Annotated in this window: 25 protein-coding genes; 12 read left to right on the forward strand and 13 right to left on the reverse strand. The window is 63.5% G+C overall.

From position 1 onward, the window contains the following. Positions 1–13 precede the first annotated feature (13 nt). From AC0L2F_RS10625 to AC0L2F_RS10640, 4 genes are all read left to right on the forward strand, one after another. Complete coding sequence (locus tag AC0L2F_RS10625; RefSeq protein ID WP_473248336.1) at positions 14–1555, forward strand: sugar ABC transporter ATP-binding protein; 1542 nt, start codon at positions 14–16, stop codon at positions 1553–1555. Then, positions 1548–2660, forward strand: a complete 1113-nt coding sequence (locus AC0L2F_RS10630) for an ABC transporter permease (protein ID WP_473248337.1) — start codon at positions 1548–1550, stop codon at positions 2658–2660. The genes AC0L2F_RS10625 and AC0L2F_RS10630 overlap by 8 nt, the downstream gene beginning before the upstream one ends. Next, positions 2657–3616 carry an ABC transporter permease gene (locus AC0L2F_RS10635; protein WP_007608738.1) on the forward strand — a complete coding sequence of 320 codons (960 nt, stop codon included), beginning with the start codon at positions 2657–2659 and terminating at the stop codon, positions 3614–3616. The genes AC0L2F_RS10630 and AC0L2F_RS10635 overlap by 4 nt, the downstream gene beginning before the upstream one ends. A gap of 116 nt (positions 3617–3732) precedes the next feature. After that, the gene (locus AC0L2F_RS10640; RefSeq protein WP_473248338.1) at positions 3733–3912 is read left to right on the forward strand and encodes a hypothetical protein; all 180 of its coding nucleotides are present in this window, start codon (positions 3733–3735) and stop codon (positions 3910–3912) included. Positions 3913–3949: 37 nt separating this feature from the next. On the opposite strand, the gene AC0L2F_RS10645 is transcribed toward AC0L2F_RS10640, so the two are convergent. Next, positions 3950–4849, reverse strand: coding sequence for an SMP-30/gluconolactonase/LRE family protein (locus AC0L2F_RS10645; RefSeq protein ID WP_473248339.1), 900 nt, complete (start codon positions 4847–4849; stop codon positions 3950–3952). Positions 4850–5049: 200 nt separating this feature from the next. Between AC0L2F_RS10645 and AC0L2F_RS10650 the strand changes: the two genes are divergently transcribed. Further along, complete coding sequence (locus tag AC0L2F_RS10650; protein ID WP_007608741.1) at positions 5050–6075, forward strand: aldo/keto reductase; 1026 nt, start codon at positions 5050–5052, stop codon at positions 6073–6075. Positions 6076–6292: 217 nt separating this feature from the next. On the opposite strand, the gene AC0L2F_RS10655 is transcribed toward AC0L2F_RS10650, so the two are convergent. Next, complete coding sequence (locus tag AC0L2F_RS10655) at positions 6293–6901, reverse strand: hypothetical protein (RefSeq protein ID WP_473248340.1); 609 nt, start codon at positions 6899–6901, stop codon at positions 6293–6295. Between the two features lie 200 nt (positions 6902–7101). Here AC0L2F_RS10655 and dusA point away from each other — a divergent pair, with 200 nt between their 5' ends. Continuing rightward, positions 7102–8097, forward strand: a complete 996-nt coding sequence (dusA, locus tag AC0L2F_RS10660; protein WP_473248341.1) for a tRNA dihydrouridine(20/20a) synthase DusA — start codon at positions 7102–7104, stop codon at positions 8095–8097. A gap of 32 nt (positions 8098–8129) precedes the next feature. Here the strand turns inward: dusA and AC0L2F_RS10665 are convergent, their stop codons facing one another. The 5 genes from AC0L2F_RS10665 to AC0L2F_RS10685 form a co-directional block, all read right to left on the reverse strand. Next, a complete protein-coding gene (locus AC0L2F_RS10665) occupies positions 8130–8684 on the reverse strand; it encodes a TIGR02281 family clan AA aspartic protease (protein WP_007608744.1) in 555 nt (184 codons plus the stop codon). Positions 8685–8712: 28 nt separating this feature from the next. Next, the gene (locus tag AC0L2F_RS10670; RefSeq protein ID WP_473248342.1) at positions 8713–8916 is read right to left on the reverse strand and encodes a DUF1289 domain-containing protein; all 204 of its coding nucleotides are present in this window, start codon (positions 8914–8916) and stop codon (positions 8713–8715) included. A 44-nt stretch (positions 8917–8960) separates the two neighbouring features. Beyond that, on the reverse strand, positions 8961–10556 hold the full coding sequence (locus AC0L2F_RS10675; RefSeq protein ID WP_063992890.1) for a sensor histidine kinase: 1596 nt from the start codon (positions 10554–10556) through the stop codon (positions 8961–8963). A gap of 137 nt (positions 10557–10693) precedes the next feature. Then, positions 10694–11971, reverse strand: a complete 1278-nt coding sequence (gene nhaD / locus AC0L2F_RS10680) for a sodium:proton antiporter NhaD (RefSeq protein ID WP_473248343.1) — start codon at positions 11969–11971, stop codon at positions 10694–10696. A gap of 22 nt (positions 11972–11993) precedes the next feature. After that, positions 11994–12866, reverse strand: coding sequence for an NAD(P)-dependent oxidoreductase (locus tag AC0L2F_RS10685; RefSeq protein WP_473248344.1), 873 nt, complete (start codon positions 12864–12866; stop codon positions 11994–11996). A gap of 182 nt (positions 12867–13048) precedes the next feature. Between AC0L2F_RS10685 and AC0L2F_RS10690 the strand changes: the two genes are divergently transcribed. The 3 genes from AC0L2F_RS10690 to AC0L2F_RS10700 all read left to right on the forward strand — a co-directional run bounded on the left by AC0L2F_RS10690 (position 13049) and on the right by AC0L2F_RS10700 (position 15991). Next, positions 13049–13486 carry a VOC family protein gene (locus tag AC0L2F_RS10690; RefSeq protein WP_473248345.1) on the forward strand — a complete coding sequence of 146 codons (438 nt, stop codon included), beginning with the start codon at positions 13049–13051 and terminating at the stop codon, positions 13484–13486. 53 nt (positions 13487–13539) lie between these two features. After that, on the forward strand, positions 13540–14682 hold the full coding sequence (locus AC0L2F_RS10695; protein ID WP_007608752.1) for an Mrp/NBP35 family ATP-binding protein: 1143 nt from the start codon (positions 13540–13542) through the stop codon (positions 14680–14682). Positions 14683–14899: 217 nt separating this feature from the next. Beyond that, on the forward strand, positions 14900–15991 hold the full coding sequence (locus AC0L2F_RS10700; RefSeq protein WP_007608753.1) for a TRAP transporter substrate-binding protein: 1092 nt from the start codon (positions 14900–14902) through the stop codon (positions 15989–15991). A 405-nt stretch (positions 15992–16396) separates the two neighbouring features. Here the strand turns inward: AC0L2F_RS10700 and AC0L2F_RS10705 are convergent, their stop codons facing one another. Then, entirely contained in the window at positions 16397–17455 is a 1059-nt protein-coding gene (locus AC0L2F_RS10705; RefSeq protein WP_473248346.1) for an alpha/beta fold hydrolase, read from the reverse strand. A 310-nt stretch (positions 17456–17765) separates the two neighbouring features. Here AC0L2F_RS10705 and AC0L2F_RS10710 point away from each other — a divergent pair, with 310 nt between their 5' ends. Both AC0L2F_RS10710 and AC0L2F_RS10715 read left to right on the forward strand, forming a co-directional pair. Continuing rightward, positions 17766–18440: a response regulator transcription factor gene (locus AC0L2F_RS10710; RefSeq protein WP_473248347.1), complete on the forward strand. Its 675-nt coding sequence runs from the start codon at positions 17766–17768 to the stop codon at positions 18438–18440. A 1-nt stretch (position 18441) separates the two neighbouring features. Then, entirely contained in the window at positions 18442–19851 is a 1410-nt protein-coding gene (locus AC0L2F_RS10715) for an ATP-binding protein (RefSeq protein WP_473248348.1), read from the forward strand. 70 nt (positions 19852–19921) lie between these two features. On the opposite strand, the gene AC0L2F_RS10720 is transcribed toward AC0L2F_RS10715, so the two are convergent. Next, the gene (locus AC0L2F_RS10720) at positions 19922–21223 is read right to left on the reverse strand and encodes a M20/M25/M40 family metallo-hydrolase (RefSeq protein ID WP_473248349.1); all 1302 of its coding nucleotides are present in this window, start codon (positions 21221–21223) and stop codon (positions 19922–19924) included. A 278-nt stretch (positions 21224–21501) separates the two neighbouring features. On the opposite strand from AC0L2F_RS10720, the gene AC0L2F_RS10725 reads away from it, so the two are divergent. Continuing rightward, positions 21502–22590: a TRAP transporter substrate-binding protein gene (locus AC0L2F_RS10725; protein WP_007608767.1), complete on the forward strand. Its 1089-nt coding sequence runs from the start codon at positions 21502–21504 to the stop codon at positions 22588–22590. A gap of 76 nt (positions 22591–22666) precedes the next feature. Here the strand turns inward: AC0L2F_RS10725 and AC0L2F_RS10730 are convergent, their stop codons facing one another. The 4 genes from AC0L2F_RS10730 to AC0L2F_RS10745 all read right to left on the reverse strand — a co-directional run bounded on the left by AC0L2F_RS10730 (position 22667) and on the right by AC0L2F_RS10745 (position 26745). Continuing rightward, positions 22667–24322 carry a TRAP transporter large permease gene (locus AC0L2F_RS10730; RefSeq protein WP_007608768.1) on the reverse strand — a complete coding sequence of 552 codons (1656 nt, stop codon included), beginning with the start codon at positions 24320–24322 and terminating at the stop codon, positions 22667–22669. A gap of 28 nt (positions 24323–24350) precedes the next feature. Further along, positions 24351–24932, reverse strand: a complete 582-nt coding sequence (locus AC0L2F_RS10735; protein WP_473248350.1) for a TRAP transporter small permease subunit — start codon at positions 24930–24932, stop codon at positions 24351–24353. Between the two features lie 169 nt (positions 24933–25101). Further along, on the reverse strand, positions 25102–26136 hold the full coding sequence (gene moaA, locus AC0L2F_RS10740) for a GTP 3',8-cyclase MoaA (RefSeq protein ID WP_473248351.1): 1035 nt from the start codon (positions 26134–26136) through the stop codon (positions 25102–25104). 108 nt (positions 26137–26244) lie between these two features. Continuing rightward, positions 26245–26745, reverse strand: a complete 501-nt coding sequence (locus AC0L2F_RS10745) for a hypothetical protein (RefSeq protein ID WP_473248352.1) — start codon at positions 26743–26745, stop codon at positions 26245–26247. Positions 26746–26812 lie beyond the last annotated feature (67 nt).

The raw sequence follows: 26812 nt of genomic DNA on the forward strand, positions 1-26812 counted from the left end.
TGAAGGCCGGGTGATGCCGGCTGCCGACCCGACGCCATCCGCCTTCCTGGAGCTCGCCGGCATCTCCAAGCGCTATGCCGGCGTTCGTGCTCTGGAGGGGGTCGATTTCGCCTGCGAGCGCGGCAAGATCCACGCCGTGCTGGGCGAGAACGGTGCCGGCAAGTCGACCTTGATCAAGATCATCGCCGGGGTGGTGCAGCCCGACAGCGGCCGCATGCGCCTCGCAGGGAGCGCCGTCAGCTTTGCTACGCCGTCGGCGGCGAATGCGGCCGGTGTCGTCTGCATCTTCCAGGAGCTATCGCTGATGCCCGACCTCTCGGTCGCGGACAACATCTCCATTGCGTCCCCGCCGCGGCGGTTCGGCTTGATCGATGCGAAGGCCCAGCGCCGCCGCGCCGAGGAGCTTCTGGCCGAGATCGGCTGTGAGGACGTCAATCCCCTGAGGCACGTGCGCGATCTGCCCCTATCGCGGCGCCAGGTGGTCGAGATCGCGAAGGCGCTCGGCAAGCGGCCGCAGTTGCTGATCCTCGATGAGGCGACATCGGCACTGACGAGCGCCGATGTGGAGAAGGTCTACGCGATGCTGGCACGGCTCAAGGCCGAAGGTGTTGCAATCCTGTACATCTCGCACCGCATGCACGAGGTCGAGGCGCTCGCCGACCGCGCCTCGGTATTTCGCAACGGCCGCCATATCGAGACCTTCGACAAGGGCGTGCGTTCGACCGCCGATATCGTCCAGCTCATGATCGGGCGTGACATCGCGGCCCAGTACCCGCCCAAGCCGGCGCGCAATGCTGCGAGGCCGGTGCTGGCGCTCGAGAACCTGTCGTGGGAGAGGCAGCTCGATCGCATCTCACTGAGCGTCGGCGCCGGCGAAATCGTCGGGCTCGGTGGCCTCGACGGTCAGGGTCAGAAATCCCTGTTGCTTGCTCTGTTCGGCGTTTTGCGCGGCGTCACCGGTCGCATCATGGTGGCAAACCGCGAGGTGCGTCCCGGCTCCCCGGCGGCGGCAAAATCGGTCGGCATCGCGCTCGTGCCTGAGGACCGCAAGACCGAAGGACTGATGCTGCCGATGTCGATCGCGGACAATCTTGCGATCGCATCGCTCGACGCCCTTTCCACTGGCCCATTCATCGATGCCGGCAAGGAACGCACCGCGATCAAGCGGGCCATCGCACGGCTGCAGATCAAGTTGGGCGCAGCGAGTGACGCGGTCTCGACGCTGTCGGGTGGAAACCAGCAGAAGGTCGTGCTCGCCAAATGGCTGATGACCGATCCGCGCATCATCCTGCTCAACGATCCCACGCGCGGAATCGACGTAGGCACCAAGCAGGAGCTCTACCGGCTGATGCGCGAACTCGCCGACCAGGGCGCCGCAATCCTGTTCTACTCGACCGACTATGACGAGCTGATCGGCTGCTGCGACCGCGTCGTCATCATGTATGACGGCCGCATCGTGCGCGAGCTCGAGGGCGACGACCTCACCGAGACCAACATTGTCGCAAGCTCCTTGAATGTCGACACCGATACCGCGGCGGGGGCGGCGCATGCTTGACGATCTCGCGATCAGGATCCGCCAGAACATCGGTCTGGTCACCGCCATCCTGTTGTTCTGCGCCCTCTACATTTTCTACAACGCCGCGCATCCCCGCGGCTTCTCCTCCGCCGTGCTGGTGCAGAATGGCGACGAAATCTTTGCGCTCGCCATGCTGGCGATGGCGCAGACCGTGCCGGTCTTGATGTCGGGCCTTGATCTCTCCGTCGGAGCGGTCATGACCATGGTCGGCTGCTTTGCGAGTTACCTCCTGACCGGCGCGGCAGGTGGTGCGCCGCTGCATCTCGACATGTTCGGCGTGCATCTCGGCCTCGGCACCTTTCCGGGCGGCGTGAGCGGCATTCTGCTCGGGATCGCCGTGTGCCTTGCGATCGGCGCGGCTGCCGGCTTTATCAATGGTTGCGTCGTCGTCTATGGGCGCATCCAGCCGATCATCGCGACGCTTGCGACCGGCGCGGTCTACATCGGCATCGCGCTTTTCCTGCGTCCGACCCCGGGCGGCAAGATCGATGTTGATCTGAACTGGGCGCTGACTAACTCGCTCGGCGATTTCGCCTCGACCGTGCACATCTTCGACGATGGCGCGGCTGCCTGGTTTGCGCCGTTCGCCTGGATCCCGGTGCCCTTTGTGCTTCTCGTTCTCGTTCCGCTGCTGGTATGGGTGCCGTTCCGCCGCTCCGTTCTCGGCCGCGCCGTCTATGCGATCGGCTCGGCCGAGGGCGCGGCTTATATGTCCGGCCTTCCGATCGAGCGCGCCAAGATCGCCGCCTTCACGCTCGCGGGCTTCTTCGCCGGCTGCGGCGGTCTCTTCCTTGCTATCCAGACTTCGTCTGGGAATGCGGACATTCCGCAGGCCGGCGCCTATACGCTCAACTCGATCGCCTCCGTGGTGATCGGCGGCACTTCGCTGCTGGGCGGAACCGGCAGTGCGATCGGGTCGATCTTCGGCGCCATGGTCTTGCGCGTGATTTCCTTCTTCTTCCGCATCTTCGACATTGCCCCTCTTCTGCAGCCGCTGTTCGAGGGCGTGATCCTGCTCGCTGCCGTCAGCATCGGCGCCTTGGGTATGCTGCGCGTCAAGAACACTTTGGAGCTGTTTCGATGACGGCGGCCTCATTCAGCCTCTCGCGCGACGATCGCCCGATCCTGATTGCGGCGCTGTTCATCGTCGTCATTCTCGTCGCGGGTACGGTTTACACGTTCGCCCGTTTCGGCAGCGCTCCCCTGTTGTCTCCGGCCTATCTTCTGCAGCAATTGCAGATCGGTGCGTTCCTCGGGATCGTCTCGGCCGGCATGATGATCGTGATCCTGATCGCGCAGATCGATCTGTCGGTGCCCTGGACGCTCGCCGCCGCGGCCATGATGGCGACCTCGGTCGGCGGTCCTCTCGCAATTCCGGTCGGGCTCGGGGTCGGCGTTCTGGTCGGGCTCGTCAACGGCGTCGGGGTCGCGTATCTGCGGGTCCCCTCGATGATCTTTACGCTGGGCGTGAATGCCGTGATGCGCGGCTTGATGGTCGCGCATACTGGCGGCTACGCACCGCAGACCGGGGCGACCGACCTGATGCGTATGCTGGCGGGCGATCGCACGCTCGGCATCCCCAACGCGCTGTTCGTCTGGGCCGCGGTGTCCGTGCTGGTGGTCGTCATCCTGCAGCGCATGTCGCTCGGCCGCTACATCTACGCCATCGGCAACAAGGAGGCGGCGGCCTATCTCGCCGGCGTCAACACGCGCCGCGTCACGGTGGTCTGCTTCGTCCTCTGCGGCCTTGCTGCCGCGCTCGCGGGCGTGCTGCTCGCCGGCTATTCCACCAAGGCCTACCAAGGCATGGGAGACGCCTATCTGCTGCCCTCGATCGCCGCCGTCGTGATTGGAGGCACCAACATCCTCGGCGGCCGCGGCCGCTATCTCGGCACGCTGATCGGCGTCGTCCTGATCGTGCTCCTGAACAGCGTATTGTCGATCATGGAGATGCCGGAGGCGGGCCGGCAGGTGATCTATGGTCTCGTTATCATCTTCATGCTGCTCGTCTACGGGCGGGGCGAACGCGTCATGAGCTAGATGGCCGGCCCAAGTAGCCCGTCGTCTTTGCGAATTGGAAACCCTCGCAAATGATCCGAAAAGCTTAGCGAATCGAACTGCCTTGCTCGGTGTCGTATCGGCAGAGATCACGCATCATGAGCGACATCGAGGTCAGAGACCAGCAAGTCTGGATCGCGCGCTATCGCTCTGTGGAGCGCGACGTAGCCGATCCTCTAGCCATACGCCAGCTTCACACCATCATCGAGGAGCTCGAATCTGATCTGCATGGCGGCGGGGGACCTGATGGTCCGCCAAAGCACCGGCAGAACAGCTGAGGATGGCGCTGCACGCCACCCCGCAACGCGTTTTCCCTTACGCGGCCGCGCGCGTATTGAGGAAGATCGAATACAGCGATGTCTGTCCGCAAATGTAGAGGCGGTTGCGCTGCGGACCGCCGAAACAGACATTCGCCACGATCTCGCCGATCGGAATCGTCCCGATATGTGTCCCGTCGGCTGCATAGCAGAACACGCTCTGTCCCGCTGACGTCCAGATGTTGCCGTGGATGTCGCAGCGAAACCCGTCATAGAGTCCGTCGGGGCAGGTGGAAAACAGCGAGGGCTCAGCGACCTTGTTTCCCTGGACCTTGTAGGACCAGATCGTCGCGGGCAGCCCGTCGACGTGGGTCGCGCCGGTATCGGCGAGATAAAGCAGCTTCTCGTCTGGTGAGAACGCCAGCCCGTTCGGTTGCACGCGGTCAGAGACGACGAGGCTGATCTCGCCGCCCGCTGGATCGATCCGGTATACGTTGGAGGCGCCAATCTCGGATTTGGTCTGCTGGCCCTCGTAATCGCTGTCGATGCCGTATGTCGGATCCGAAAACCAGATCGAGCCGTCCGATTTCACCACGACATCGTTGGGCGAGTTCAGCCGACGCCCTTCGAACTGCTCGGCAAGCACCGTGATGGAGCCGTTATGCTCGGTTCGGGTGACGCGGCGCATGAAGTGCTCGCAAGTGACCAGCCGCCCCTCGCGATCGGTCGTGTTGCCGTTCGAGTTGAAGCTCGGCGAGCGGAACACCGACACCGATGAATCGGTCTCGTCGAAGCGCATCATCCGGTTGTTCGGAATGTCGGACCAGATCAAATAGCGGCCGGCCGGAAAGTAAGCGGGTCCTTCGGCCCAGCGGCAGCCGCTGGTGAGTTTTTCGAGATTGGCGTGACCGAAGACCAGGCGGGCAAAGCGTGCGTCGTGCGTGACATAGGGGAGCATTGTTCCTCCTCGTTGCCGCAGGTCGTGAAGTGCCCGCGTGCCGGTTCCGCTTTTCTTAGCAACCCGACTGTATGAGTGGAATAGTCTTGTACGAGATCCGTAATCTCCGCGTTGACACCTGACGGCAAATACATACGCTGCGCGTCGCTGCAATGAGACCAGCGCGCGATCGAGGCGCGGAGAAGGAAGAGCAATTCACCATGGTTTCGCAATCAGCTTTGCCGCGCCGCACACTTGGCCGGACCGGTCTCGAAGTCTCTATCCTCGGGTTCGGAACCGCACCGCTTGGCGATCTTTTTCTCGAGCTCGACGACCAGACTGCGATTGCCGCTGCGAGCCGCGCCTTCGAACTCGGCATCAATTTGCTCGATACATCGCCGCACTATGGCAATGGCCTGTCGGAGCATCGCTGCGGAACGGCGCTTCGGCGCGTGCCGCGCAAGGACGTGGTGCTTTGCACCAAGACCGGCCGCTGGATGGATCCGTTTCACCAGCCGGAAACTCGGTCCGGATTTGTTGGCGGACAGCCGCACCGGGCCGTAGTCGACTATTCCTATGACGGCACCATGCGTTCGGTCGAGCAGTCGCTGTTGCGGCTTGGCGCCGACCGTATCGATCTGCTGCTGATCCATGATGTCGATGTGTGGACCCACGGCAAGGACGCGATCGAGGATCGGTTTCGCGAAGCGATGTCCGGGGCCTATGTAGCGCTGGACAAACTTCGTTCTGAAGGTGTGGTCGCGGGCATCGGAATCGGCGTCAACGAGGCCGAGATGTGCGTGCGCTTTGCGCAGGCCGGATCCTTCGAGGTAATGCTGCTCGCCGGGCGCTATTCGCTGCTTGAGCAGCCAGCACTCGAGGAGTTCATGCCGCTGGCCCTGAAGCAGGGCATCGCGGTGCTGCTCGGCGGCGTGTTCAATTCGGGGATTCTGGCGACGGGCGCCATTAAGGGCGCCAAGTACAATTATCAGGATGCGCCGCCGCAGATCCTTTCGAAGGTTGCCGAAATCCAGCGCATCTGCGCAGCTCATGACGTAGCACTGCCGACGGCAGCTCTACATTTCGCGCTCGGCCATCCCGCGGTCGCGAGCGTGGTCCTTGGGGCGCATAATGCGCAGGAGGTCGAGCGCAACGTGGCAGCGCTGACCGCCTCAGTGCCAGCCGCGCTCTGGAGCGATCTCAAGGCCGCGTCCCTGCTGGAATCGGAAGCGCCCGTTCCGAGGTAGACCGGATGAACACGCTTGAATCGGTACAAGCCGAGGACTCGGATCACCTCTCTCCGCGCGGGAGAGGTGCACCGCAACGGCTCCGGCGGAGCTGACGGACCCCTGACTATTTCATCACGGCCTATCGGTGTTTTCGACGCACGCAGAGACTCGCTTCTACGTGAATGCAGGGCGATGGCGCGCCGAGATACCGGGAGAAGTCACCAAGACGGCGGCGCTAACCAACCCACGGGCGGCCAATCCTGATTTCGTACTGCAAAATCAACGGCGCAACATCGACACGGTTCGGCTTGCCAACGAGACGACCTTGCGATTCGATGCCACGTACAAGGAGCCGGCGCTGCTGTGCACTCACACGTCGCAGGGCGACGCCGTTGACGTCGGGCGGCTCGCCGCCACCCAGTCCTGTCGTGCGATGCCCGGTGCTCGTCGGCACGCCAGTTCTGCCCGCAGCGCAGATCCGAAGTGGGCTTGTTGGGCGTCGATCTCGCTCTTCAGAGTTGCCTACTAGACCCAAGTGCTTCATTGCAAAGCGCGCCCAGCGAACTTCTTCGGCCGAGACTTCAATGCCGTGCACCGCTGCAGCATGCGTAGCGACGGTTCGAATGAAGGAGAAGTCGATCGCCAATGTTGCCGGCCCGGCACCTTGCTTCGCTCGCTTCCGACCAAACTCAATCAGTCGCTCACGGTTGAGTTGGGACAGTGTCACCGAACGTTCGAGCCTGCACAGCAGCCTCGGTTCTGGTGATCCCTTGCGATCGATGTTGCGCTCCATGTCGAGCGCCCAATCTTCACCGTCCTTGCGACGGCGAAAGGTCTCTGACACATAGCGGTTCTTGCGCGGACCTGGACGCGCCAGTTCCCGGAGGGCAACTGAGTGAAGCTGGCCAGGGCCGTGTGCACTCCCCAGTCGTGTGCGCTACGTGTGCACCGAAAGGTCAAAACAGGGTACAAACGTGTGCAATTTCGGCTAGTTTGGAGTGCACACGCTCATGCTTCATGCAATTGAGCATATAGGTTAAGTCGTTGAAATATAACAACTATATCTTTTCTGTCGCTCCGATGATGGATTGGACCGACCGGCATTGCCGGGTGTTCCATCGTCACCTGACGCGGCGGGCGCTGCTGTATACGGAGATGCTGACCACTGGTGCCATCATTCATGGTGACCGGGAGCGGCTGCTTGGCTTCGACCTGGTCGAGCACCCGGTCGCGCTTCAGCTCGGCGGGTCGGATCCGCGCGAGCTGGCGCTGGCGGCACGGATCGGCGAGGAGTTCGGTTATGACGAGATCAACCTCAACGTCGGCTGCCCCTCCGACCGCGTGAAGGACGGCCGTTTCGGCGCTTGCCTCATGGCAGAGCCTGATCTCGTGGCGAGGTGCGTCGAGGCGATGAAGGGTGCGGTTGCCGTGCCCGTCACGGTGAAGTGCCGCATCGGTATCGACGACCAGGATCCGGAAGTCGCGCTCGACAACCTTGCGCACGCGGTCGTTGACTCCGGCTGCGATGCGTTGATCGTGCATGCCCGGAAAGCATGGCTCAGCGGTTTGTCACCGAAGGAGAATCGCGACATCCCGCCGCTCGACTATGATCGCGTCTATCGCCTCAAGCGCGCGATGCCGGATGTGCCTGTCATCATCAACGGCGGCATCCCCGGCATCGAGGAGGCAAGGGCACATCTCGATCACGTTGACGGCGCGATGCTTGGACGAGCCGCCTATCAGGAGCCGTGGCGGCTGCTCTCGGTCGATATCGACATTTTCGGCGAGGCGGCGCCGCATGCCTCGATGCCGGATGCGCTCGAAGCAATGATGCCCTACATCGAGCAGCAGCTCGCGCGCGGCACGCGGCTGCACTCCATGACGAGGCATTTCGTCGGCGCATTCCACGCCGTACCCGGCGCGCGCGCCTTCCGCCGGCATCTTGCCGAGCAGGGGGTAAAGCCGGGCGCCGGCCTCGAGGTGCTACGCGATGCGATTGCGCGTGTCGGTGCGCGCGCGCCGGCGGAGGCGGCGGCCTAGCCGAGGCACATGGCGAGCCGGATTGCAAAAGTCTAGTCGACTGCCAGGCGCGAGCGGCGGCGACTGGTCTGGAGCTCCGGATAACCGGTGAGCATCAGCCTGTCGGCGCGCACGCCCCAGCTCTCCAGGCGATCGAGGAAGCTCATGCCGAGCAGGTTGGTCTTCATCTGCCCGCGCTGCACGACGAGGGCCGGCACTGATTTTTCGACGAGGTGGCCGACGGAGAGGCGGTCGATCGTGAGGCGGGCCGCCTTGGTGTGACCGCCCGCGGTTTCGAGATCGACGTCGTACTCGAGCATCTCGAGTGGCAGCCCGATCGCTTTTGCGGTTTCCCAGGTCAGCACCACCGAGGTCGCGCCGGTGTCGATGACCATCGGTGCGGCCACGCCATTGATCTTCGCGCGCAGCGCGAATTCGCCGCCCTGGCCGCGCTGAATCTGCACGGCGGGGGCGGGCGCTGCGGTCTGCGTGCGAAAGATATGCGAGACCTTGCTGCTCGCGCGCGCGATCTGGTCGGAATCGCCATAGGCGACGACGGCACCTGCCGTGCAGGCGAGCATAATGAGAACGAGCAGGAACCGGATCATTGCGCATCTCCAGATGCGCGCCGACCGGTCAGGTTCGTTTCAGCGATTCCGCGATGGGCGCAAGTCCAGCCTGATTCATGCGCGCCGGCAACAGCGCCATGAGCGCGAGCCGTTCCGCGCTCTCCATGGCGTGCCAGCGCGCGATCTCCGGCAATGTGCGTCCGCAGCCGAAGCACAGCCTGGTCTTGGGATCGATCATGCAGACGGCGACGCACGGCGTTTCTTTGCTCATTCGGACATAGTGGCGGATGGTCGGGCATGTCTGCAAGCATCTCGTTACGAGCCCGTACCTGCGCTCATGATCGGCTTGCGACGGGGCCGGCGCTTCTCGTCCGCTACCGCGGAACTCTCGGGTTGGAGCGGCGGAGAATCATCCGACATCGGCGCCAGCGCGCTCATCACGCGCTCGGGCGGGAAGGTGACGATCACTTCGGTGCCGATGCGCAGCTTCGATTTCAGCGTGAACGTACCGCCATGCAGGTCAACCAGATTCTTGGCGATCGGCAGGCCGAGACCGGCGCCCTGTTCGGCCGACTTGATCGAATTGGAGCCTTGGCCGAACGAGGCCAGCACGACCGGGATCTCGTCCTCGGGGATTCCGGAGCCGGTATCCTTCACCGAGAGATATTGTCCGCCTGAGGCCGTCCAGCCGGCCTTGAGCCAGATCTCGCCGCCCTGCGGAGTGAACTTGATCGAGTTGGAGAGCAGATTGAGCACGACCTGGCGGATCGCGCGCTCGTCGGCCCAGAGCCGCGGCATTGCCTGCTCGAACACTTCGTGGATGGTGATGCCACGGCTCGAGGCGCGCAGCTTCATCAGATGATGGCAATCGGCGACGATGCCGACCAGCGAGACCGCTTCCTCGTTGAGCTCGTAACGGCCGGCCTCGATCCGCGACAGATCGAGGATCTCGTTGATGAGATTGAGCAGGTGGACGCCGGAATTGTGGATGTCGGCCGAGTACTCCTTGTAGACCGGCACGGCATGCGCGCCGAAAATCTCGCTCTTCATCACCTCGGAGAAGCCGAGTATCGCGTTGAGCGGCGTTCGCAGTTCATGGCTCATCTGCGCCAGAAAGCGCGACTTGGCGACATTGGCGGATTCGGCGCGGTGGCGCGCTTCGTCCGAGATCGCCTTGGCTTGTTCGAGCTCGCCGATCAGCGCGTCCTTCTCGGCGCGCGCCTCGAGCGTGGCGAAGGTCGAAGAGTGCAGGCGGTGAGCCAGCAGCACGAAATAGCCTTCGGCGGCGAGGGCGAGCGCGGCCAGGATGTAATTATCCAGCGAGCCGGTCATCACGAAGCTCAGCGCCATCGCGACCGCGACCGGTGCAGTGGCGGCGAGGGCGGCGATCGGCAGATTGGCGGCCAGCATGCTCGATACTGCGATCACGAGCAGCATCAGGAACATCATCAGCGATTCCGTGATCGTGTCGAGCACGGGATGGATCAGGATCGCCATCCAGCAAAGGCCATAGAGCAGGTCGAGCACGACGAAGCGCGTCTGCCATGCGCGCGTTGCCGCGGGCGAGGCGGGCTCGGCCAGGAAGCGGTGGCAGCTGCGGATCATCGCGGCATGGATGCACAGCATGCCGGCGGTCCAGGCCGCGGCCGGGATCGGCTGCATCCACAGCCCAAACAGCACGCCTGTCGCGACCACAAGCAGCATCACGACGTAGGAGGCCGACAGCCGGGTCTGGGCGTAATGGCGCAGCATTTCGGCGTCGAAAGCCGGCCGGGTTCCACTGGTCGACGTTAACTTGTCGCGCGCCTCGCGCACCCGCTGTGCCGCAGCCCGGCGATGGCTCGCCGACGGCACGCTCACCGGCTCGGCCGGAAGCTGCACAACCTCGGGCTTTTCAGCGGGTTTACTCATCGCACAACAACAATTCCTGCCCGCGCGGGGCGGGCCTTCTGCATTGTCTATCTCTGGCAAGAAATCCTTAAGAGGTGACTTAAGGAGCTAAAGAATTACGTTAACCCGGCGTTAATTTTGGATCCGGCGTGAGCCGCTCAATGCAGCGCCGCGTGCTGCGCGATGTACACCACTGCTCCGGCAAGATAGCCGGCGAGCGCCGGGACGGCGATGCGGCGGGCGTACCAGAGGAACTCGATGCGCTCGAGCCCCATGGCGGCGACGCCTGCGGCCGAGCCGATGATCAAGATCGAGCCGCCGGTTCCGGCGCAATAGGCGATGAACTCCCAGAGGAAGCTGTCGGGTGGATAATGCGCCAGGTCGTACATACCCATCGTCGCGGCGACCAGCGGCACGTTGTCGATGACGGCGCTGAGCAGCCCGAGCACGATCACGATGATGTCCTGTCGGCCGATCGCGGTGCCCAGCCATTTGGCCACCATAGAGAGCAGGCTGGCATGTTCGAGGCAGGCGACCGCGAGCAAGATGCCGAGGAAGAACACGATCGAGCCCATGTCGATCCGCGTCAGGGCATTCGCAAGCGTGAGCGGACCGCGGACATGCTCATCCTTGTCGCGATGAACGATCTCGCCGACCAACCACACGATGCCAAGCCCAAGCAGGACGCCCATGAAGGGCGGCAGGTGCGTGACCGTCTTGAAGGCGGGCACCGCGATCAGGACGCCGAGTCCGAGATAGAACATCACGTTCCTCTCAAACGGATCGACGCTTTGCAATCCGTCCTCTTTCGGCGGCGGTGCGATGGTCTTGCCCTTGAGTGAAAAGCTGATGAATGCGAGCGGCACCAGAAGGTTGAGCAGGGAGGGCAGGAACACCGCGCCCATGATTTTCAGGGGCGAAATCTGTCCGCCGATCCACAGCATCGTCGTGGTGACGTCGCCGATCACGGTCCATGCACCACCGGCATTTGCGGCGATGACGATGAGGGAGGCGAACAGCAGCCGGTCGTCGCGCTTGGCGATCAACCGCTGGATCAGCGAGACCATGACGATGGTGGTGGTCAGATTGTCGAGAATGGCACTGAGGAAGAAGGTCACGAAGCCAATCAGCCATATCAGACGGACCTGGCTGGTCGTGCTGATGCGGGAGGTGATGACCTCGAAACCGTCATGGGCGTCGATCACTTCGACGATGGTCATCGCGCCAACCAGAAAGAAGACGATCTGCGCGGTGGCGGCGACGGACTCATCGAGCTGTCGGCCGACCAGCGTGTGGTCGCCGGTCGCGAGCGCATAGATTGTCCAGAGCACGCCTGCGCCGAGTAGCGCAGACGCGCTCTTGTTCACCCCGATCGGATGCTCGAGCGCGATCGCCGCATAGGCGAGGACGAAGATTGCGGCGAGTGCGATCAGCAAGGCAGGATCACTTCGTCAGGCGTCAGCGATTAAGGCGCGCGAGCAGGCTCGACGTATCCCAGCGCTTGCCGCCCATCTTCTCGACCTCGGAGTAGAACTGGTCGACCAGCGCGGTCACCGGCAAATTGGCGCCATTGCGGCGGGCTTCGGCCAGCGAGATCGAGAGATCCTTGCGCATCCATTCGACCGCGAAGCCGAAATCATACTTGTCGTCGTTCATGGTCTTGTAGCGGTTCTCCATCTGCCAGGACTGCGCGGCCCCCTTGGAGATGGTTTCGATCACGGCGGCGACGTCGAGGCCACTCTTCTTGGCGAAGTGAATGCCCTCGGAGAGGCCCTGGACGAGGCCGGCGATGCAGATCTGGTTGACCATTTTGGTCAGCTGGCCGGAGCCGGCGGGCCCCAGCAATTTGCACATCCGCGCATAGGCGCTTGTGATGATCGGCTCGGCGCCGGCATAGGCGTCCTGCGCGCCGCCGCACATCACCGTCAGCACGCCGTTCTCTGCGCCGGCCTGGCCGCCGGAGACCGGGGCGTCGATAAATTTGAAGCCAGCCTTGGTGGCGGCCGCATCGAGCTCACGCGCGACCTCGGCGGAAGCAGTGGTGTGGTCGACGAAGGTCGCCCCCTTCTTCATGCCGGCAAACGCGCCGTCGGCACCGATCGTGACCGCGCGCAGATCGTTGTCGTTGCCGACGCAGCACATCACGAAGTCCTGGCCCTCGGCCGCGACCTTCGGGGTCGCCGCGGTCTTGCCGCCGAACTTGTCCGCCCACTCCTTCGCCTTGGCCGCGGTGCGGTTATAGACGGTGACCTCATGGCCCCCTTTTTTCACGAGGTGTCCGGCCATGGGGAAGCCCATCACGCCGAGACCGAGGAAAGCGACTTTAGCCATCTGTGGTACCTTGTCCGTAGTTTGGGTTTTACGGTTCTTGCCGGGCGAGGGGCGCCCGGTTCCGCCATTGCGGCAGATCGGCCGCACCATAAACCCTTGAGGCCGGAGGGCAACGGCTTCGTTTGGCCCCCGCCTGTGCTAGGATGGCGGACCTAAGGACTTCAAAAAAAGGGAGCGAAGGCATGGGCGGCGTAAGCGTGGGCGTGCTCGATCATTTCAACATCCGGACCCGGAATCTGGCTGAGACCGTCCGCTTCTACGAGGACGTGCTGGGCCTGGAAAAAGGCCCCCGGCCGAATTTCGCCTTCCCCGGCGCCTGGATGTACAGCGAGGGTAAGCCGGTGGTGCACCTCGTCGATATTTCTCCGACTGCCGAGCCACAAAAGCCGGATTCCGGCGTTGTCCACCATGTCGCCTTCGCCAGCCGCGGGTTTGACGGCATGAAACAACGGCTGGCCTCGAAGGGGATGAAGTTCGACTCCCGCCAGGTGCCCGGCGGCGAGCTCTGGCAGATCTTCGTCCACGACCCCAACGGGGTCATGATCGAGCTCAACTACGAGGCGGCCCTGGAGCAGGGCGCGGCGCCCGCCGAGTTGGCTGACGATATCGGCAGGCAGTAGCCTTTTGGGCGTTTCCGCTCTAATGGGGCATCTTGAATTCTAGGAGATGCGCTTTGAGCGTGACGCAGCAACAGGTTCTCGACAGCCTCGCCAGGATCAAGTCGCCCCGCGGGGTCGCGCTCACCAATGCCAATGTGCTGAGCGCGATCAGCGCGGCCGATGGCAAGGTGTTCTTCTCGATCAATGTCGATGCCGCCGAGGCGCGCGCCTGGGAATCCGTCCGGGCCGAGGCCGAGGCCGCGGTCCGTGCCATTCCCGGCGTCACCACGGTCATGGTGGCGCTCACGGCCGAGCGCAAGGCCGGCGCGGCACCACCACCGCCGCCAACTCCCAGCCGCGGTACGCCGGGCGTGCAGCCGGTCCACGCCCACAAGCCGCCGCCGCAGGGCGGCGCCCAATCGCCGATGGCGCGGCAGTCCGAGATTCCGGGCGTCGCGGCCGTGATCGCGGTCGCCTCGGGCAAGGGCGGCGTCGGCAAGTCCACCACCGCGCTCAATCTTGCGCTGGGCCTGCGCGACCTCGGCCTCAAGGTCGGGCTGCTCGATGCCGACATCTACGGTCCCTCGGTGCCGCGGCTGACGGGCCTTCACGAGAAGCCGGAGCTGGATGGCGAGCGCAAGATGATTCCGCTCAGGCGCTTTGGCCTGGCCATCATGTCGATCGGCTTCCTGGTGGAGGAAGAGACCGCGATGATCTGGCGCGGGCCGATGGTGATGTCGGCGGTGACGCAGATGCTGCGCGACGTCGCATGGGGCCAGCTCGACGTTCTCGTCGTCGACATGCCGCCAGGCACCGGCGATGCCCAGCTCACGCTGGCCCAGAACGTCCCTTTGAAGGGGGCCGTGATCGTCTCGACCCCGCAGGACCTCTCCCTGATCGACGCAAGGCGGGGGCTCGCGATGTTCAAGAAGGTCAACGTGCCCGTGCTCGGCATCGTCGAGAACATGAGCTATTTCCAATGTCCGCAATGCGGCACGAAATCCGACATTTTCGGCCATGGGGGCGCGCGCCACGAGGCCGAGAAGCTTGGTGTACCGTTCCTCGGCGAGATCCCCCTGCACATGGCGATTCGCGCCACCTCGGACGCCGGCACGCCCGTGGTGGACAGCGAGCCGGACGGCCCCCATGCGGCGATCTACCGCGCCATTGCGGGACAGGTGCGAGACCAGCTCAAGGGCGTCATCGCCGCGGCCTGAGTGGATCTAAGCAATCCCTTCAAACCAATAGGCTGGGGACATGCGACTTTCGTAGAGCCCTGTCATGCCAATGTCGCGTTTCGAAAGCGGGGCTTCCGTGTTAAAGGCCCACGGCAGTCAAGCCCCTTCGGTTCGACGCGGCCCAAGAACGCGTCGCCGGAATGAGCGGCAGCAAAGAGGAAGTTAGGGGAAACGCCCCAACAAGGAGAGACTGAAGATGAAGCGTCGTGATTTTCTGAAAGTGTCGGCAGCAGGCGCGGCGGCGACCGCCGCGGTGGCCTCGCCGGCGATCGCGCAGTCCTCGCCCGAGATCAAGTGGCGCCTGACGTCGAGCTTCCCGAAGTCGCTTGACACCATCTATGGCGGTGCCGAGCAGATGGCGAAGTACGTCGCCGAGATGACCGACAACAAGTTTCAGATCCAGGTCTTCCAGGCGGGTGAAATCGTCCCGGGCCTGCAGGCGCTGGATGCGACGCAGAAGGGCACCGTCGAGATGTGCCACACGGTGTCGTATTACTACGTCGGCAAGGACCCGACCTTCGCGATCTTCGCGTCGGTGCCTTTCGGCCTGAACGCACGCCAGCAGAATTCCTGGCTGTACCAGGGCGGCGGCAACGAGCTCGCCAACGAGTTCTTCAAGAAGTCGAGCGTGGTGGGCTTCCCCTGCGGCAACACCGGCACCCAGATGGGCGGCTGGTTCCGCAAGGAGATCAAGACCGTTGCCGACCTCTCGGGCCTCAAGATGCGCATCGGCGGCATTGCCGGCCAGGTGCTCCAGAAGGTCGGCGTGGTGCCGCAGCAGCTCGCCGGCGGCGACATCTATCCGTCGCTCGAGAAGGGCACCATCGACGCGGCCGAATGGGTCGGTCCCTACGACGACGAGAAGCTCGGCTTCGCCAAGGTCGCGAAGTACTACTACTACCCCGGTTTCTGGGAAGGCGGTCCGACCGTTCACGCCTTCGCCAACATCGACAAGTGGAACGAGCTGCCGAAGAACTACCAGGCGATCCTCACCAACGCGACCGTCAACACCAACACTTGGATGGCCGCGCGCTACGACATGGTGAACCCCGGCGCCCTGAAGCGTCTGGTCGCCGGCGGAACGCAGCTTCGCCCGTTCACCAATGAGGTTCTGGAAGCCTGTCTCAAGGCGACCAACGAATTGTGGGGCGAGATCTCAGCCAAGAATCCCGACTTCAAGAAGTCGATCGACGCCATGCAGGCCTACCGCTCCGACGAATATCTGTGGTGGCAGGTTGCCGAGTACACCTACGACAGCTTCATGATCCGCTCGCGCACCCGCGGCTGATCTTCGAAGCAGTAGCAAGACGACACGCCCGGTCTCGTTCGCGAGGCCGGGCTTTTTCTATGGGACGACGCGATCGGAATAGGCGAGGCGGAAGTCGCCGAGCGGCGTCGTCGCCGGGGTACGGGTGGGGCGCCCAACAAAAAATCTGAAAAACAACCCCATGCACAGTAGATGAGGGGTGAGCGGACAAGGCGCCGCGAGTGCAGCCAACAGCTTGATGCGATGGAGCTAATTGGCAGGCACGCCCGAGCATCGCGCGGTCGGGGGCAACTTCGTATTTTTGGGCGTCAAAGCGGGCAGGCGCGCGTGCTTCAGCGAGATCGTTTGACTCGTCGGGCAAAACAGTGGCATAAAGGCATTATCGCAAAATCCGAAATTGTTGGCTTGGGCGGCTCCTCGCGCTCGTCAGGCGCCGGAAATCTCTCGGGGCTGCTGCACGCCCGGGCCTTCCCTTCCATGAGTCAACACGGCCTCGGCAGCAGCTTCGTCGATAGCCGCCATCACGTCAGCGGTTGCGGTTTGATGAATCATGTGTCCCGCTCCGTTGATGCGACGTAATTTGCTCTGCTTGATCTCGCCATGCAGCCTGACCGACTGCTTGATATCGATCAGACGATCGTTCTGACCCGCGATAATGATCGTCGGCATCTTGAGTTCTGCATAGGTCTTCGAACCTGAGAATGCGGCGGGGACCAACATCGTCGCTTCGGCCGCTGCGGCCCGCATCTGTGATGGGCGGAGCGCCATTTCTTTCGGAAAGCCGGCGAACTTGTTCGGGACCGGCCGCGGGCCAAACAGCTTGCGCAACATCGCGGGCCACATCATCCGACCGGCCAACGGCGAAATCGTGGAGCTGATGACGTCGCCGACCACCGGTAGGGCGGATAGCACGGACGTAGCGCTGTCCGAGCGGGGCGTCGGGAAATAATAACCCGAGGCCAGCACGAGAGCCTGCACGAGCGGAGGATGTCTTGTCGCCAGCGCAACCGCAACCGACGCTCCCCACGAATGGCCAAAGACAATCGCTTGAGAGACGCCCAACCGGTCGAGCGCCTTCTTGAACAGGTCCGCTTGGGCCTCCGGGGTCCAGACGACGTGCCTCGGCCGCGAGCTATGCCCAAAACCGGGACGATCGAACACCATGACCCTGTAGTTCTCGGCTGCGAGATCGATCAATCCACTCGAGTCGAAATCCTGGATCATGCTGCCATTGCCGTGAAACAAAACCAGCGGCTTGCCCCTGCCGCGTTCCAAATAGTGCAGGCGAACCCCCTCGACGTCGATGAACCGACCCTGCGGAGGATTATCGCGTTGCGCTTTGTTCGCGAGCCGCCGATTTATGATTGCGGTAGCCGCAACGAGGGTCCCTGCGGCAGCAAACGCGGCGGCACCCGGATGTCGCGTGATGGCGGTCAAGCAATCGGATAGAAGGGAGCTGGAACGTGTTCGTCGTGCAAGCCGCATGTGCATTACCTTAGGTGGTCTGCACGACGCCCCATCAAATGAGAAATGTTGCAGCTGAGTTCAACGGTTCGCAGGGGTGTTCGTTCCTTGGAAGGGTCGATGCGACGCCGGCGGCGGGCCCAAGAGGCAAACGTCCGCCACCCGCGACCTTATCCGCACGTGCCCTGACTGGCTTACAGGAACCTGACGGAAGGGGGCGGACGGCCCGCCGGTGCTTTTTCCGCTGGCCGAGATGCCCCGGATGATGGAAGACAGCGAAGATGCGGCGGAAGCCGTGCGGTGACACCGGACCATCCCGCGGGACAATGCGATGCGCCTTTTGATCGTCGAGGACAATGCCGAGCTGTCGCGGCTCGTTGCCGGCGGGCTATCGGCGGCCGGCTATGAGAGCGACATCGTCGGCAGTGCCGCCGAAGCGCGCGAAGCCGTGAGCAGCGTCAGCTATGCCGCGATGATCCTGGACCTCGGACTGCCCGACGGCGATGGCCTGTCGGTGCTGCGCGAGCTGCGCCGGCAGATGGAGCCCTTGCCGGTTCTGGTGCTGACCGCGCGCGGCGGCTTGCAGGATCGCGTCAGCGGCCTGCGCAGCGGCGCCGACGACTATCTCGCAAAACCGTTCGCGATGGAGGAGCTGGTGGCGCGGCTGGAAGCGATCCTGCGCCGTCCTGGCCAGTTGCTCGGCCGCTCGCTGCGCCTTGCCAACCTCGTCTATGACACCGAAAGCCGCCAGATCTTCGTCGACGATCAGCCGCGCATCATCTCCGCGCGCGAGACCTCGGTGCTCGAGATCCTGCTGCGCCGGCAGGGCAGGGTGGTGCCGAAGAAGAACGTCGAGGACCACATCTTCGGGCTCGACGGCGAGGTCGCCTCCAACGCGGTCGAGGTCTACGTCTCGCGGCTGCGCAAGCAGCTCGCGGAGCATGGCGCCAACGTCGTGATCCACACCATCCGCGGCGTCGGCTATCTCATGGCCGAGGAGAAATAGCGTGGCCCGGATCGGACCTCACGCCGGATTCCGCGCCGGGATCCGTGCGAGGTCGCCGACGTTCAAATCGCTGATCTGGCGCATCGTATTCCTGCACATCGTGGCGGTCGCGGTGGTCGCGATCTTCCTGCCGCTGGTGCTGTTCTGGCTGCTCAATTCCGAGATCGACCAGCTGCATCGCGATGCCATGCGCGCCCAGGCCGAGGTGTTGGCCGAGCGCATCGTCGCCCAGCCCGACGGGCTGCTGACGTTCAACCTGCCGGACAGTCTCAAGGGTCTCTATTCGGAAGCCTATGGCCGCTACCAGTACGACATTCGCGATGCCGAAGGACATCTGCTGTTCTCGTCGCGTCGAAAGACCGGTACTGCCCCGGCCGCGCCGCCGCCGCTCTCCGAGACGATTTCAGGTGCCGGCGTCACCCGCACCATCGACGGCAAGGTGATGCGCATTCGCGTCGCGGAGGACCTGGCGCACCGCGACGTCATCATCGACGACATCGTGTCGAACTTCTTCCGGCGGGTCGGGTGGATCACCATTCCGATCCTGCTGGTCCTGCTCGGCATCGACATCATCATCTTTCGCCGCGCTGTTGCGCCGCTGTGGAAGGCCTCCGAGGAGGCGAGCAATATCGGTCCGGCGCGCACCGACATCCGCCTGCCGACGGAGCAGATCCCGCGCGAGATCATGCCGCTCGTCACCGCCGTCAACCAGGCGCTCGACCGCCTCGAGGACGGCTTTCGGGTGCAGCGGCAGTTCACCGCCGACGCCGCGCACCAATTGCGCACGCCGCTCGCGATCCTGCGCACGCGGATCGAGACGCTCGGCGACGGCGCTGCAAGGCAGGCGCTGCATGCCGACATCGAGGGCATGAGCCGCATCGTCGCGCAGCTGCTGGAGATCGCCGAACTCGACACGCTGGTGCTCGATCCCGGCGAGACCGCGGATTTGCGCGCGGTCTGCGCCGAGGTGGTCGGTTCGATCGCGCCGCTCGCGATCGCGCAGTACAAGGATATCGCGCTGAGGGGCAGCGAGGCGCCGGTGCTGATTCACGGCAATTCCGTGATGCTCCAGCGTGCGATCTTCAATCTCGCCGAAAACGCCATCAAGTTCACGGCAAAGGACACGTCGGTCGATGTCGATGTGAGCGAGGACGGTGCGGTGCGCGTGCGCGATTGCGGGCCGGGAATTGAGGAAGCCGAGCGCGAATTGATCTTCCACCGCTTCTGGCGGGCCGACCGCCAGCGCAGCGACGGCGCCGGCCTCGGGCTCTCGATCGTGCGCGCCGTCGCAGATGATCACGCGGCGACGGTTGCGGTGGAGAATCTTCCGGGCGGCGGCGCGCAGTTCACGCTGCGGTTCAGGCTGGCGGAGAAGTCGGGCGACGTTGAATTGAACGTGGTGCGGCACTGACGCGCCACCGTCTCCCACATCCGCCTTCGCCAAGGCTCCGGCGGACATGAGGGAAGAAGGAAGAGAGCGCTTATTTCAGCTTGCCGGTGGACAGATCCATGATCATGCGCGTGGTCAAATAGAGACGCGGCACGATGCTGTTGAGCTGCACATATTCGGCGTCGTTGGAATGCGCGCCGAAGCCCGACAGGCCCATGCCTTCCACCACGGCTCCGCTGGTCTTCAGCGCGGCAAACGCGGCGTCGGTGCCGCCGCCGGTCGCCTTCTCGTCGACCTTCAGGGGTAATCCGAGCTCCTGATAGATGGTCTTGCCGTAGGCCGCCACGCGGCGTGAGGCGTCGTTGGCCTCCAGCGGCGGACGACGCACCTCGAATTTGAGCGCGACCTTGGAGTCGGGCAGCAGGTGATTCTTGATCTTCTCCTGCAGCGCCTTCTCCAGCTCGTCGAAATCGGCGACCTTGAGCGCACGGGCGTCGGCCTGGGCCGTGGCCTCCGCGGGGATGACGTTGCGGTTGGTGCCGGCCTTGGAGACCGTCCAGTTCAGTTTCAGCCCCTGCTCTGGTTTGGACAGGTCCTTCATTTGCAGCAGCTGATGGGAGAGTTCGTACAGGGCATTGACGCCGCCCTCGGGCCGCGAGCCTGCATGCGACGACTTGCCCTGCACCGTGAGATAGGCCGAGCCGATGCCGCTGGTGGCCAGCCGCAGCGTGCCGTCGGTGCCGCCGCCTTCAAACGAGAACACCACGTCCTGATCCGCGGCGAACCTGGTGATGGTGCTGCGCCAGCCCGGTGAGGAGATCTCCTCGTCGCCATTGGTGAGCACCGTGAGCGTGCCGTAATCCCGGAAGCTCAGCTTCTGCAACAGCGCCACGGTATGGAGAATGAGCGCGACGCCCTGCTTGTCGTCGGCAATGCCGAGGCCGTAGGCCTTGTCGCCGTCGATGCGGAACGGTTGATCCTTCAGCATGCCCTTCAGGTACACCGTGTCCATGTGGGCGATCAGCATGATCTTCTTGCTGCCTGTGCCCTTGAATACGGCGTGTACGGCGGGACCGATCTTCTCGGGTGTGTCGTCGAGGCGATAGACGTCGGTGGGTTGCAGGATCTCCACCGTGCCGCCGAGCTGCTTGAGCTGGCCGGCAACGCGCTCGGCGATCTGGTTCAGGCCTTCGACATCCTTGCTGCCGGATTCGATGCTGACGAGATCGCGCAGCGTATCGAGCAGCGGCTGCTGCTCCTTTTGCGCCAGCGCATGGACGTCGGCCACGACATTCGCACGGGAATCCGCATGCGCCGGCATTGCCGCACACGCCAGCCAGAGCGATGCGATCAACGGACCAACGAGCGATGGAGCAGGGCGCGATCGAGACATGCGTGGCGGCCTAGGTTGGGGGAATGGCGCGGTATGCCCGTGTTTCCGGCGCTTGTCACGCGCCCGGCGCACTGGTCAGGTCCGCCCAGACGGAGATCATATGGAGCGCCAGGGCGGCTGGCCCTCTAAGCCTAAAGTCGTAGAACCGGAGGGCGCGGGAGCTGAGCATTTTCGTCCTTCACATCGTGAGGGATGGAAATCGGACGACACATGTTCCATGCTGGCGTCCAAGCCTCGGCAAGAAGGCTCACCGTCACAATCCATCAGGGTAGGAAATCATGAAAAGAAGAGATTTTATCAAGGTCACCGGGCTTGGTGCGGCGGGTGTCGCCACGCTCGCCGCTCCAGCGATCGCGCAGACGACGCCCGAGATCAAATGGCGCATGCCGACGAGCTGGCCGAAATCACTCGATACGCTCTATGGCGGCGCCGAGATGATGGCCAAGATGGTCGCGGAAGCGACCGACAACAAATTCCAGATTCAGACATTTGCCGGCGGCGAGATCGTGCCGGGGCTTCAGGTGCTCGATGCCGTGCAGAACGGCACCTGCGAAATCGGCCACACTGCGTCCTACTATTATTTCGGCAAGGACCCGACCTTCACCTTCGGCTCGGCCGTGCCGTTCGGACCGAACATGCGCATCAACCAGGCCTGGTACACGCTCGGCGGTGGCAGGGACATCCTCAACGAGTTCTACAAGAAGTACAACGTCGTCTCGCTGCTTGCCGGCAACACCGGCTGTCAGATGGGTGGCTGGTTCCGCAAGGAGGTCAAGACGCCCCAGGACTTCAACGGGTTGAAGTTCCGCATCGGCGGCTTCGCCGGAAAGGTGATGGCCAAGCTCGGCGCGGTGCCGCAGCAGATCGCGGGTGGCGACATTTATCCGGCGCTGGAGAAGGGCACCATCGACGCCGCCGAATGGGTCGGACCGTATGACGACGAGAAGCTCGGCTTCGTCAAGGTCGCGCCGCATTATTACTTCCCGGGCTGGTGGGAAGGCGGGCCCATGCTTCTCGCCTTCGTCAACCAGGACAAGTGGAATGCGCTGCCGAAGCACTATCAGAGCATCCTCGAGCAAGCGGGGCACTACGCCAACAACTGGATGATGGCGAAGTATGACCAGTCTAATCCGCCAGCGTTGCGGCGTCTGCTCGCGGCCGGAGCCAAGCTGCATCCGTTCTCGCCAGAGGTCATGCAAGCCTGCTTCAAGGCGGCAAAGGAGCTGCACACCGAAGTCTCGGCCAGCAACGCGGACTTCAAGAAGGTCTACGAATCGCTGACCGCGTTCTCGAACAACGGATATCAGTGGTTCCAGGTCGCCGAAGTCGGCTATGACAACTTCATGGCGCGCAACTCGCAAAGCTGATCGCAGAACGCACGATCCGCCCAAACGAAAAAACCCGGAGCGAAAGCTCCGGGTTCTTTTTTTCAGGCGGGCCGGGCTATTGCTTCGGCTGGCCGAAGTCGAGCGGCGGCAGATCGATCTGGGGAATCTCGATCTTGATGCTGTTGGGATCGACGGTGGACTGCACGCCCTTGTAGTGCATCACCATCGACGGGAACATGATCACGAGCAGCACCATGATCATCTGGATCACGACGAACGGCACCGCGCCCCAATAGATCTGTCCCGTCGTGACCGGCTCCATCCGCTTGCCGGTGACACGATCGGTATAGCGCTCCTTCGGCGCGACCGAGCGCAAATAGAACAGCGCAAATCCGAATGGTGGGTGCATGAACGACGTCTGCATGTTGACGCCGAGGATGACGCCGAACCAGATCAGGTCGATGCCGAGATGCTCCGCCGCGGGCCCGAGCAATGGGATCACGATGAAAGCGAGTTCGAAGAAGTCGAGGAAGAACGCCAGCACGAACACGAAGGCGTTGACGAAGATCAGGAAGCCGACCTGGCCGCCGGGCAGGGAGGTCAGCAGGTGCTCGACCCAGACGTGGCCGCTGACGCCGTAGAAGGTGAGCGAGAACACGCGCGCGCCGACCAGGATGAAGACGACGAACGCGGACAGCTTCGCCGTCGATTCGGTGGCCTGACGAACGAGGTCCCAGGTCAGGCGCCGCTTCGCGGCTCCGAGAATGAGGGCGCCGGCTGCACCCATGGCACCGCCTTCGGTTGGCGTCGCGACACCGATGAAGATCGTGCCCAGCACCAGGAAGATCAGGAACAGCGGCGGCACCATGACAAAGGTGGTCTGTTGCGCCATCTTCGAGAGGAAACGGAAGCCCGTCAGCTTGTCGAGGACCCAGTTCGCGATGGCGACGAAGAACGCGAAGAGGATGCCGAAGAACATGCTGAGCACGACGAAGTCGGCGCCGTGTGTCTCCGAATTCCGCATCATGAACCAGCCGAACACGCAGCTCGCCAGGAACAGCACGCCGAGCGATCTGAGGCCGCGGTCGCCGCTCTCCTCGCGGAAACCGATGGCTTCCTTCGGCAGGCCCGGGGCGGCCTTCGGGAAAATCATGGTCACGAGGAACGCGTAACTTGCATAGAGGCCGGCGAGCACCAGGCCTGGAATGAACGCGCCCTCGTACATGTCGCCGACCGACTTGCCGAGCTGGTCGGCCATCACGATCAGGACGAGCGACGGCGGAATGATCTGCGCCAGCGTGCCGGAGGCCGCGATGATGCCGGTCGCCACGCGGCGGTCGTAGCCGTAGCGCAGCATGATCGGCAGCGAGATCAGGCCCATCGAGATCACCGACGCCGCCACGACGCCAGTCGTCGCCGCAAGCAGGGCGCCGACGAACACCACCGCGTAGGCGAGACCGCCGCGAATGGTGCCGAACAACTGGCCGATGGTGTCGAGCAGATCCTCGGCCATGCCGGAGCGTTCGAGCACCAGTCCCATGAAGGTGAAGAAGGGAATGGCGAGCAGCGTGTCGTTGTTCATCACGCCGTAGACGCGCTCGGGCAGGGCCTGCAGAAAGTCCGGATGGAATTGCCCGAGCTCGACGCCGATGATCGCGAAGAACAGGCCGACGGCGCCGAGCGAAAATGCAGCCGGGTAGCCGAGCAGCAGCACGATCACCAGCGTCGCGAACATGATTGGCGCCATATTGGCGACGATAAACGCGGTCATTGAATCCCCCTACGATGCCGCTTGGCGATCACTTCTGTTCGATCGCTTCAACGAGATGCTCGACTTCGGCCTCCAGCGCCGAAATCTGCGACTCGTGGGGATCCGGAATCATGCCACGCATGACGGCGATCCGTTTGATCAGTTCGGAGACGCCTTGAACAAGCAGGAACGCGAAGCCGATCATGATGAGCGACTTGGCCGGCCATTGCGGCAGGCCGCCCGCATTACCGGATTGCTCGTTGATCTGAAGCGAGCGCAGGAAGAACGGTACCCCGGTCACGATCATGACAACGGTCAGCGGGATCAGGAAGAAGATGTGCCCGATGATGTCGATGATGTTGCGAGCCCGCTTCGGCATCATGCTGTTGAAGATGTCGATCCGGATGTGCTCGTTGTCGAGCAGCGTCCAGGACGAGCACAGCAGGAACACGATGCTGAAAAGCACCCATTGCAGCTCGAGCCACGAGTTGGACGACGTGTCCAACGTCTTCCGAATGATCGCATTCAGCGCCGAGATGACGACGGCGACCAGGATCAGCCAAGCCAGACGCTTGCCCGTCCAACGTGTGAACGCGTCAATTCCATTGCTCAGCTTCAGGAGCGCTTGCAAGATTGGTCCTCCCCGATTTGCCCCGGCCGTCTTGACTGCGCCGAGTGGCGCGTTGGCTTGTCTCGCCGCGCAGGCATGAGGCAGCCGCACCAAACCAGCGAGTTTGCCGCCAGTCAATCGGAAGTTTGTTGATAGTTAAGGGGAATAAGCCGCGGCCGGGCAGCCGATGCTAGCCGCCGGTGACACTCATGTGCCTGCTGACGCTGGGGCGGTCGTGGCGGCGGTCGATGATGAAATCGTGGCCCTTGGGCTTCAGCCCAATGGCGCGGTCGATCGCATCCGCAAGCAGCGAATCGTCGTCCGATGCACGCAGAGGTTTGCGCAAATCGGAGGCATCCTCGTGGCCGAGGCAGGTGTGCAGCGTTCCCGTGCAGGTGACGCGCACGCGGTTGCAGGATTCGCAGAAATTATGAGTCATCGGGGTGATGAAGCCGAGCTTGCCGCCGGTCTCGGCGACGCTGACATAGCGCGCCGGCCCGCCGGTGCTCTCGGCCAGATCCGTCAGCGTGAATTGCTGGGTGAGACGCGCGCGCACCAGCGACAGCGGCAGGTATTGATCGATTCGTCCCGATCCGATCTCGCCCATCGGCATGACCTCGATCAGCGTCAGCCCCATGCTCTTGCCGTGGGCCCAGCGCATCAGGTCGGGAAGTTCGTCCTCGTTGAGGTTCTTCAGCGCCACGGCGTTGATCTTGACCGCGAGGCCTGCAGCGCGTGCCGCCTCGATGCCCTCCAGCACCTTGTCGATCTCGCCCCACCGGGTGATCTCGCGAAACTTCTGCGGGTCGAGCGTGTCGAGGGAGACGTTGATGCGGCGGACGCCGCAATCGGCGAGCTCGGTTGCGTGTTTCGCAAGCTGGGTGCCGTTGGTGGTCAGCGTCAGCTCGCTCAGCGCGCCGCTCTTGAGATGCCGCGACAGCGAGCGCACCAGCGTCATCACGTTGCGGCGGACCAGCGGCTCGCCGCCAGTGAGCCGCAGCTTCTTCACGCCCTTGGCAATGAAGGCCGAGCAGAGCCGATCGAGTTCCTCCAGCGTCAGCAGGTCCGCCTTGGGCAGGAACGTCATGTCTTCCGACATGCAGTAGAAGCAGCGCAGGTCGCAGCGGTCGGTGACGGACACGCGCAAATACGAGATGGTCCGTCCGAACGGATCGGTCATCGCGCTCGACAGCGCGGCGCGGGGGCTCGCGGAAAGTGCGTTCATACCAAATGCCTTGTCACTTGCGGCGACGGGAGCAGCTTTGCTTCAGCTGTGCTTCAGAAGCAATCTAAGCATCGGACGCGTCAGAGACAATTGGGGCTTTAGCGGAGGTCAGCGCTTGCCCGTGTTCGGATCGGGGAACGGCGAGCCCGCGGCCGGTGCGGCAGCAGCCGCCGGGGCAGCGGCGGGCGCCGCCGGCTTCGGCTTCTTCGGCCGGTGCGGCTTGCGGACCGGTTTCGGTGGAATGGCCGGCTGGAGCTCCGCGAAGACCGGGTTGGGGTCGGTGGTGACCGAGGCGGGCGTCGTGAAGTCGCCGGGATTCCTGACGACGTTCACCGGCACGCTCACCGGCTGGTGTTTTGGCAGCGCGAAAGCCACCGTGAAGGGGGCGTCGGGGGCGGGAACCGACACGGAGCAGGGGGTCTTGCAGCCTGCACCCAATGAGGTCGTGGCGTCAGCACCCGGGGGATTGGATTCGAGCCGGACCTGGACGGTCGGCGGGGCCGATTTGAACATGTCCCAGGAAACCGAAGACATCGAGGAGCAGCCGGCAAGGCTCGTTGCCCCAAGGAGGCTTGCCCCAGCTAACGCAATCGCGATGACACGACGCATGACCATCAACCTAGTGCGGCGAACCGCCACATCCCAAGTGAACTTAGGAGCGTCGTTCCAAGCAAGC

It is taken from the genome of Bradyrhizobium sp. Ken64, from assembly GCF_055807555.1.

What these genes read in the sequence shown, in the direction of transcription:
- AC0L2F_RS10665 (WP_007608744.1), bottom strand. Translation starts at nt 8,684, where the DNA reads ATGATCCGGTTCCTGCTCGTTCTCATTATGCTCGCCTGCACGGCAGGT.
- AC0L2F_RS10640 (WP_473248338.1), top strand. Translation starts at nt 3,733, where the DNA reads ATGAGCGACATCGAGGTCAGAGACCAGCAAGTCTGGATCGCGCGCTAT.
- AC0L2F_RS10670 (WP_473248342.1), bottom strand. Translation starts at nt 8,916, where the DNA reads ATGAGCAAAGAAACGCCGTGCGTCGCCGTCTGCATGATCGATCCCAAG.
- AC0L2F_RS10725 (WP_007608767.1), top strand. Translation starts at nt 21,502, where the DNA reads ATGAAAAGAAGAGATTTTATCAAGGTCACCGGGCTTGGTGCGGCGGGT.
- AC0L2F_RS10675 (WP_063992890.1), bottom strand. Translation starts at nt 10,556, where the DNA reads ATGAGTAAACCCGCTGAAAAGCCCGAGGTTGTGCAGCTTCCGGCCGAG.
- AC0L2F_RS10630 (WP_473248337.1), top strand. Translation starts at nt 1,548, where the DNA reads ATGCTTGACGATCTCGCGATCAGGATCCGCCAGAACATCGGTCTGGTC.
- AC0L2F_RS10745 (WP_473248352.1), bottom strand. Translation starts at nt 26,745, where the DNA reads ATGCGTCGTGTCATCGCGATTGCGTTAGCTGGGGCAAGCCTCCTTGGG.
- AC0L2F_RS10690 (WP_473248345.1), top strand. Translation starts at nt 13,049, where the DNA reads ATGGGCGGCGTAAGCGTGGGCGTGCTCGATCATTTCAACATCCGGACC.
- AC0L2F_RS10710 (WP_473248347.1), top strand. Translation starts at nt 17,766, where the DNA reads ATGCGCCTTTTGATCGTCGAGGACAATGCCGAGCTGTCGCGGCTCGTT.
- AC0L2F_RS10705 (WP_473248346.1), bottom strand. Translation starts at nt 17,455, where the DNA reads ATGCGGCTTGCACGACGAACACGTTCCAGCTCCCTTCTATCCGATTGC.
- AC0L2F_RS10625 (WP_473248336.1), top strand. Translation starts at nt 14, where the DNA reads ATGCCGGCTGCCGACCCGACGCCATCCGCCTTCCTGGAGCTCGCCGGC.
- AC0L2F_RS10730 (WP_007608768.1), bottom strand. Translation starts at nt 24,322, where the DNA reads ATGACCGCGTTTATCGTCGCCAATATGGCGCCAATCATGTTCGCGACG.
- AC0L2F_RS10650 (WP_007608741.1), top strand. Translation starts at nt 5,050, where the DNA reads ATGGTTTCGCAATCAGCTTTGCCGCGCCGCACACTTGGCCGGACCGGT.
- AC0L2F_RS10700 (WP_007608753.1), top strand. Translation starts at nt 14,900, where the DNA reads ATGAAGCGTCGTGATTTTCTGAAAGTGTCGGCAGCAGGCGCGGCGGCG.
- AC0L2F_RS10645 (WP_473248339.1), bottom strand. Translation starts at nt 4,849, where the DNA reads ATGCTCCCCTATGTCACGCACGACGCACGCTTTGCCCGCCTGGTCTTC.
- AC0L2F_RS10720 (WP_473248349.1), bottom strand. Translation starts at nt 21,223, where the DNA reads ATGTCTCGATCGCGCCCTGCTCCATCGCTCGTTGGTCCGTTGATCGCA.
- AC0L2F_RS10635 (WP_007608738.1), top strand. Translation starts at nt 2,657, where the DNA reads ATGACGGCGGCCTCATTCAGCCTCTCGCGCGACGATCGCCCGATCCTG.
- AC0L2F_RS10685 (WP_473248344.1), bottom strand. Translation starts at nt 12,866, where the DNA reads ATGGCTAAAGTCGCTTTCCTCGGTCTCGGCGTGATGGGCTTCCCCATG.
- moaA (WP_473248351.1), bottom strand. Translation starts at nt 26,136, where the DNA reads ATGAACGCACTTTCCGCGAGCCCCCGCGCCGCGCTGTCGAGCGCGATG.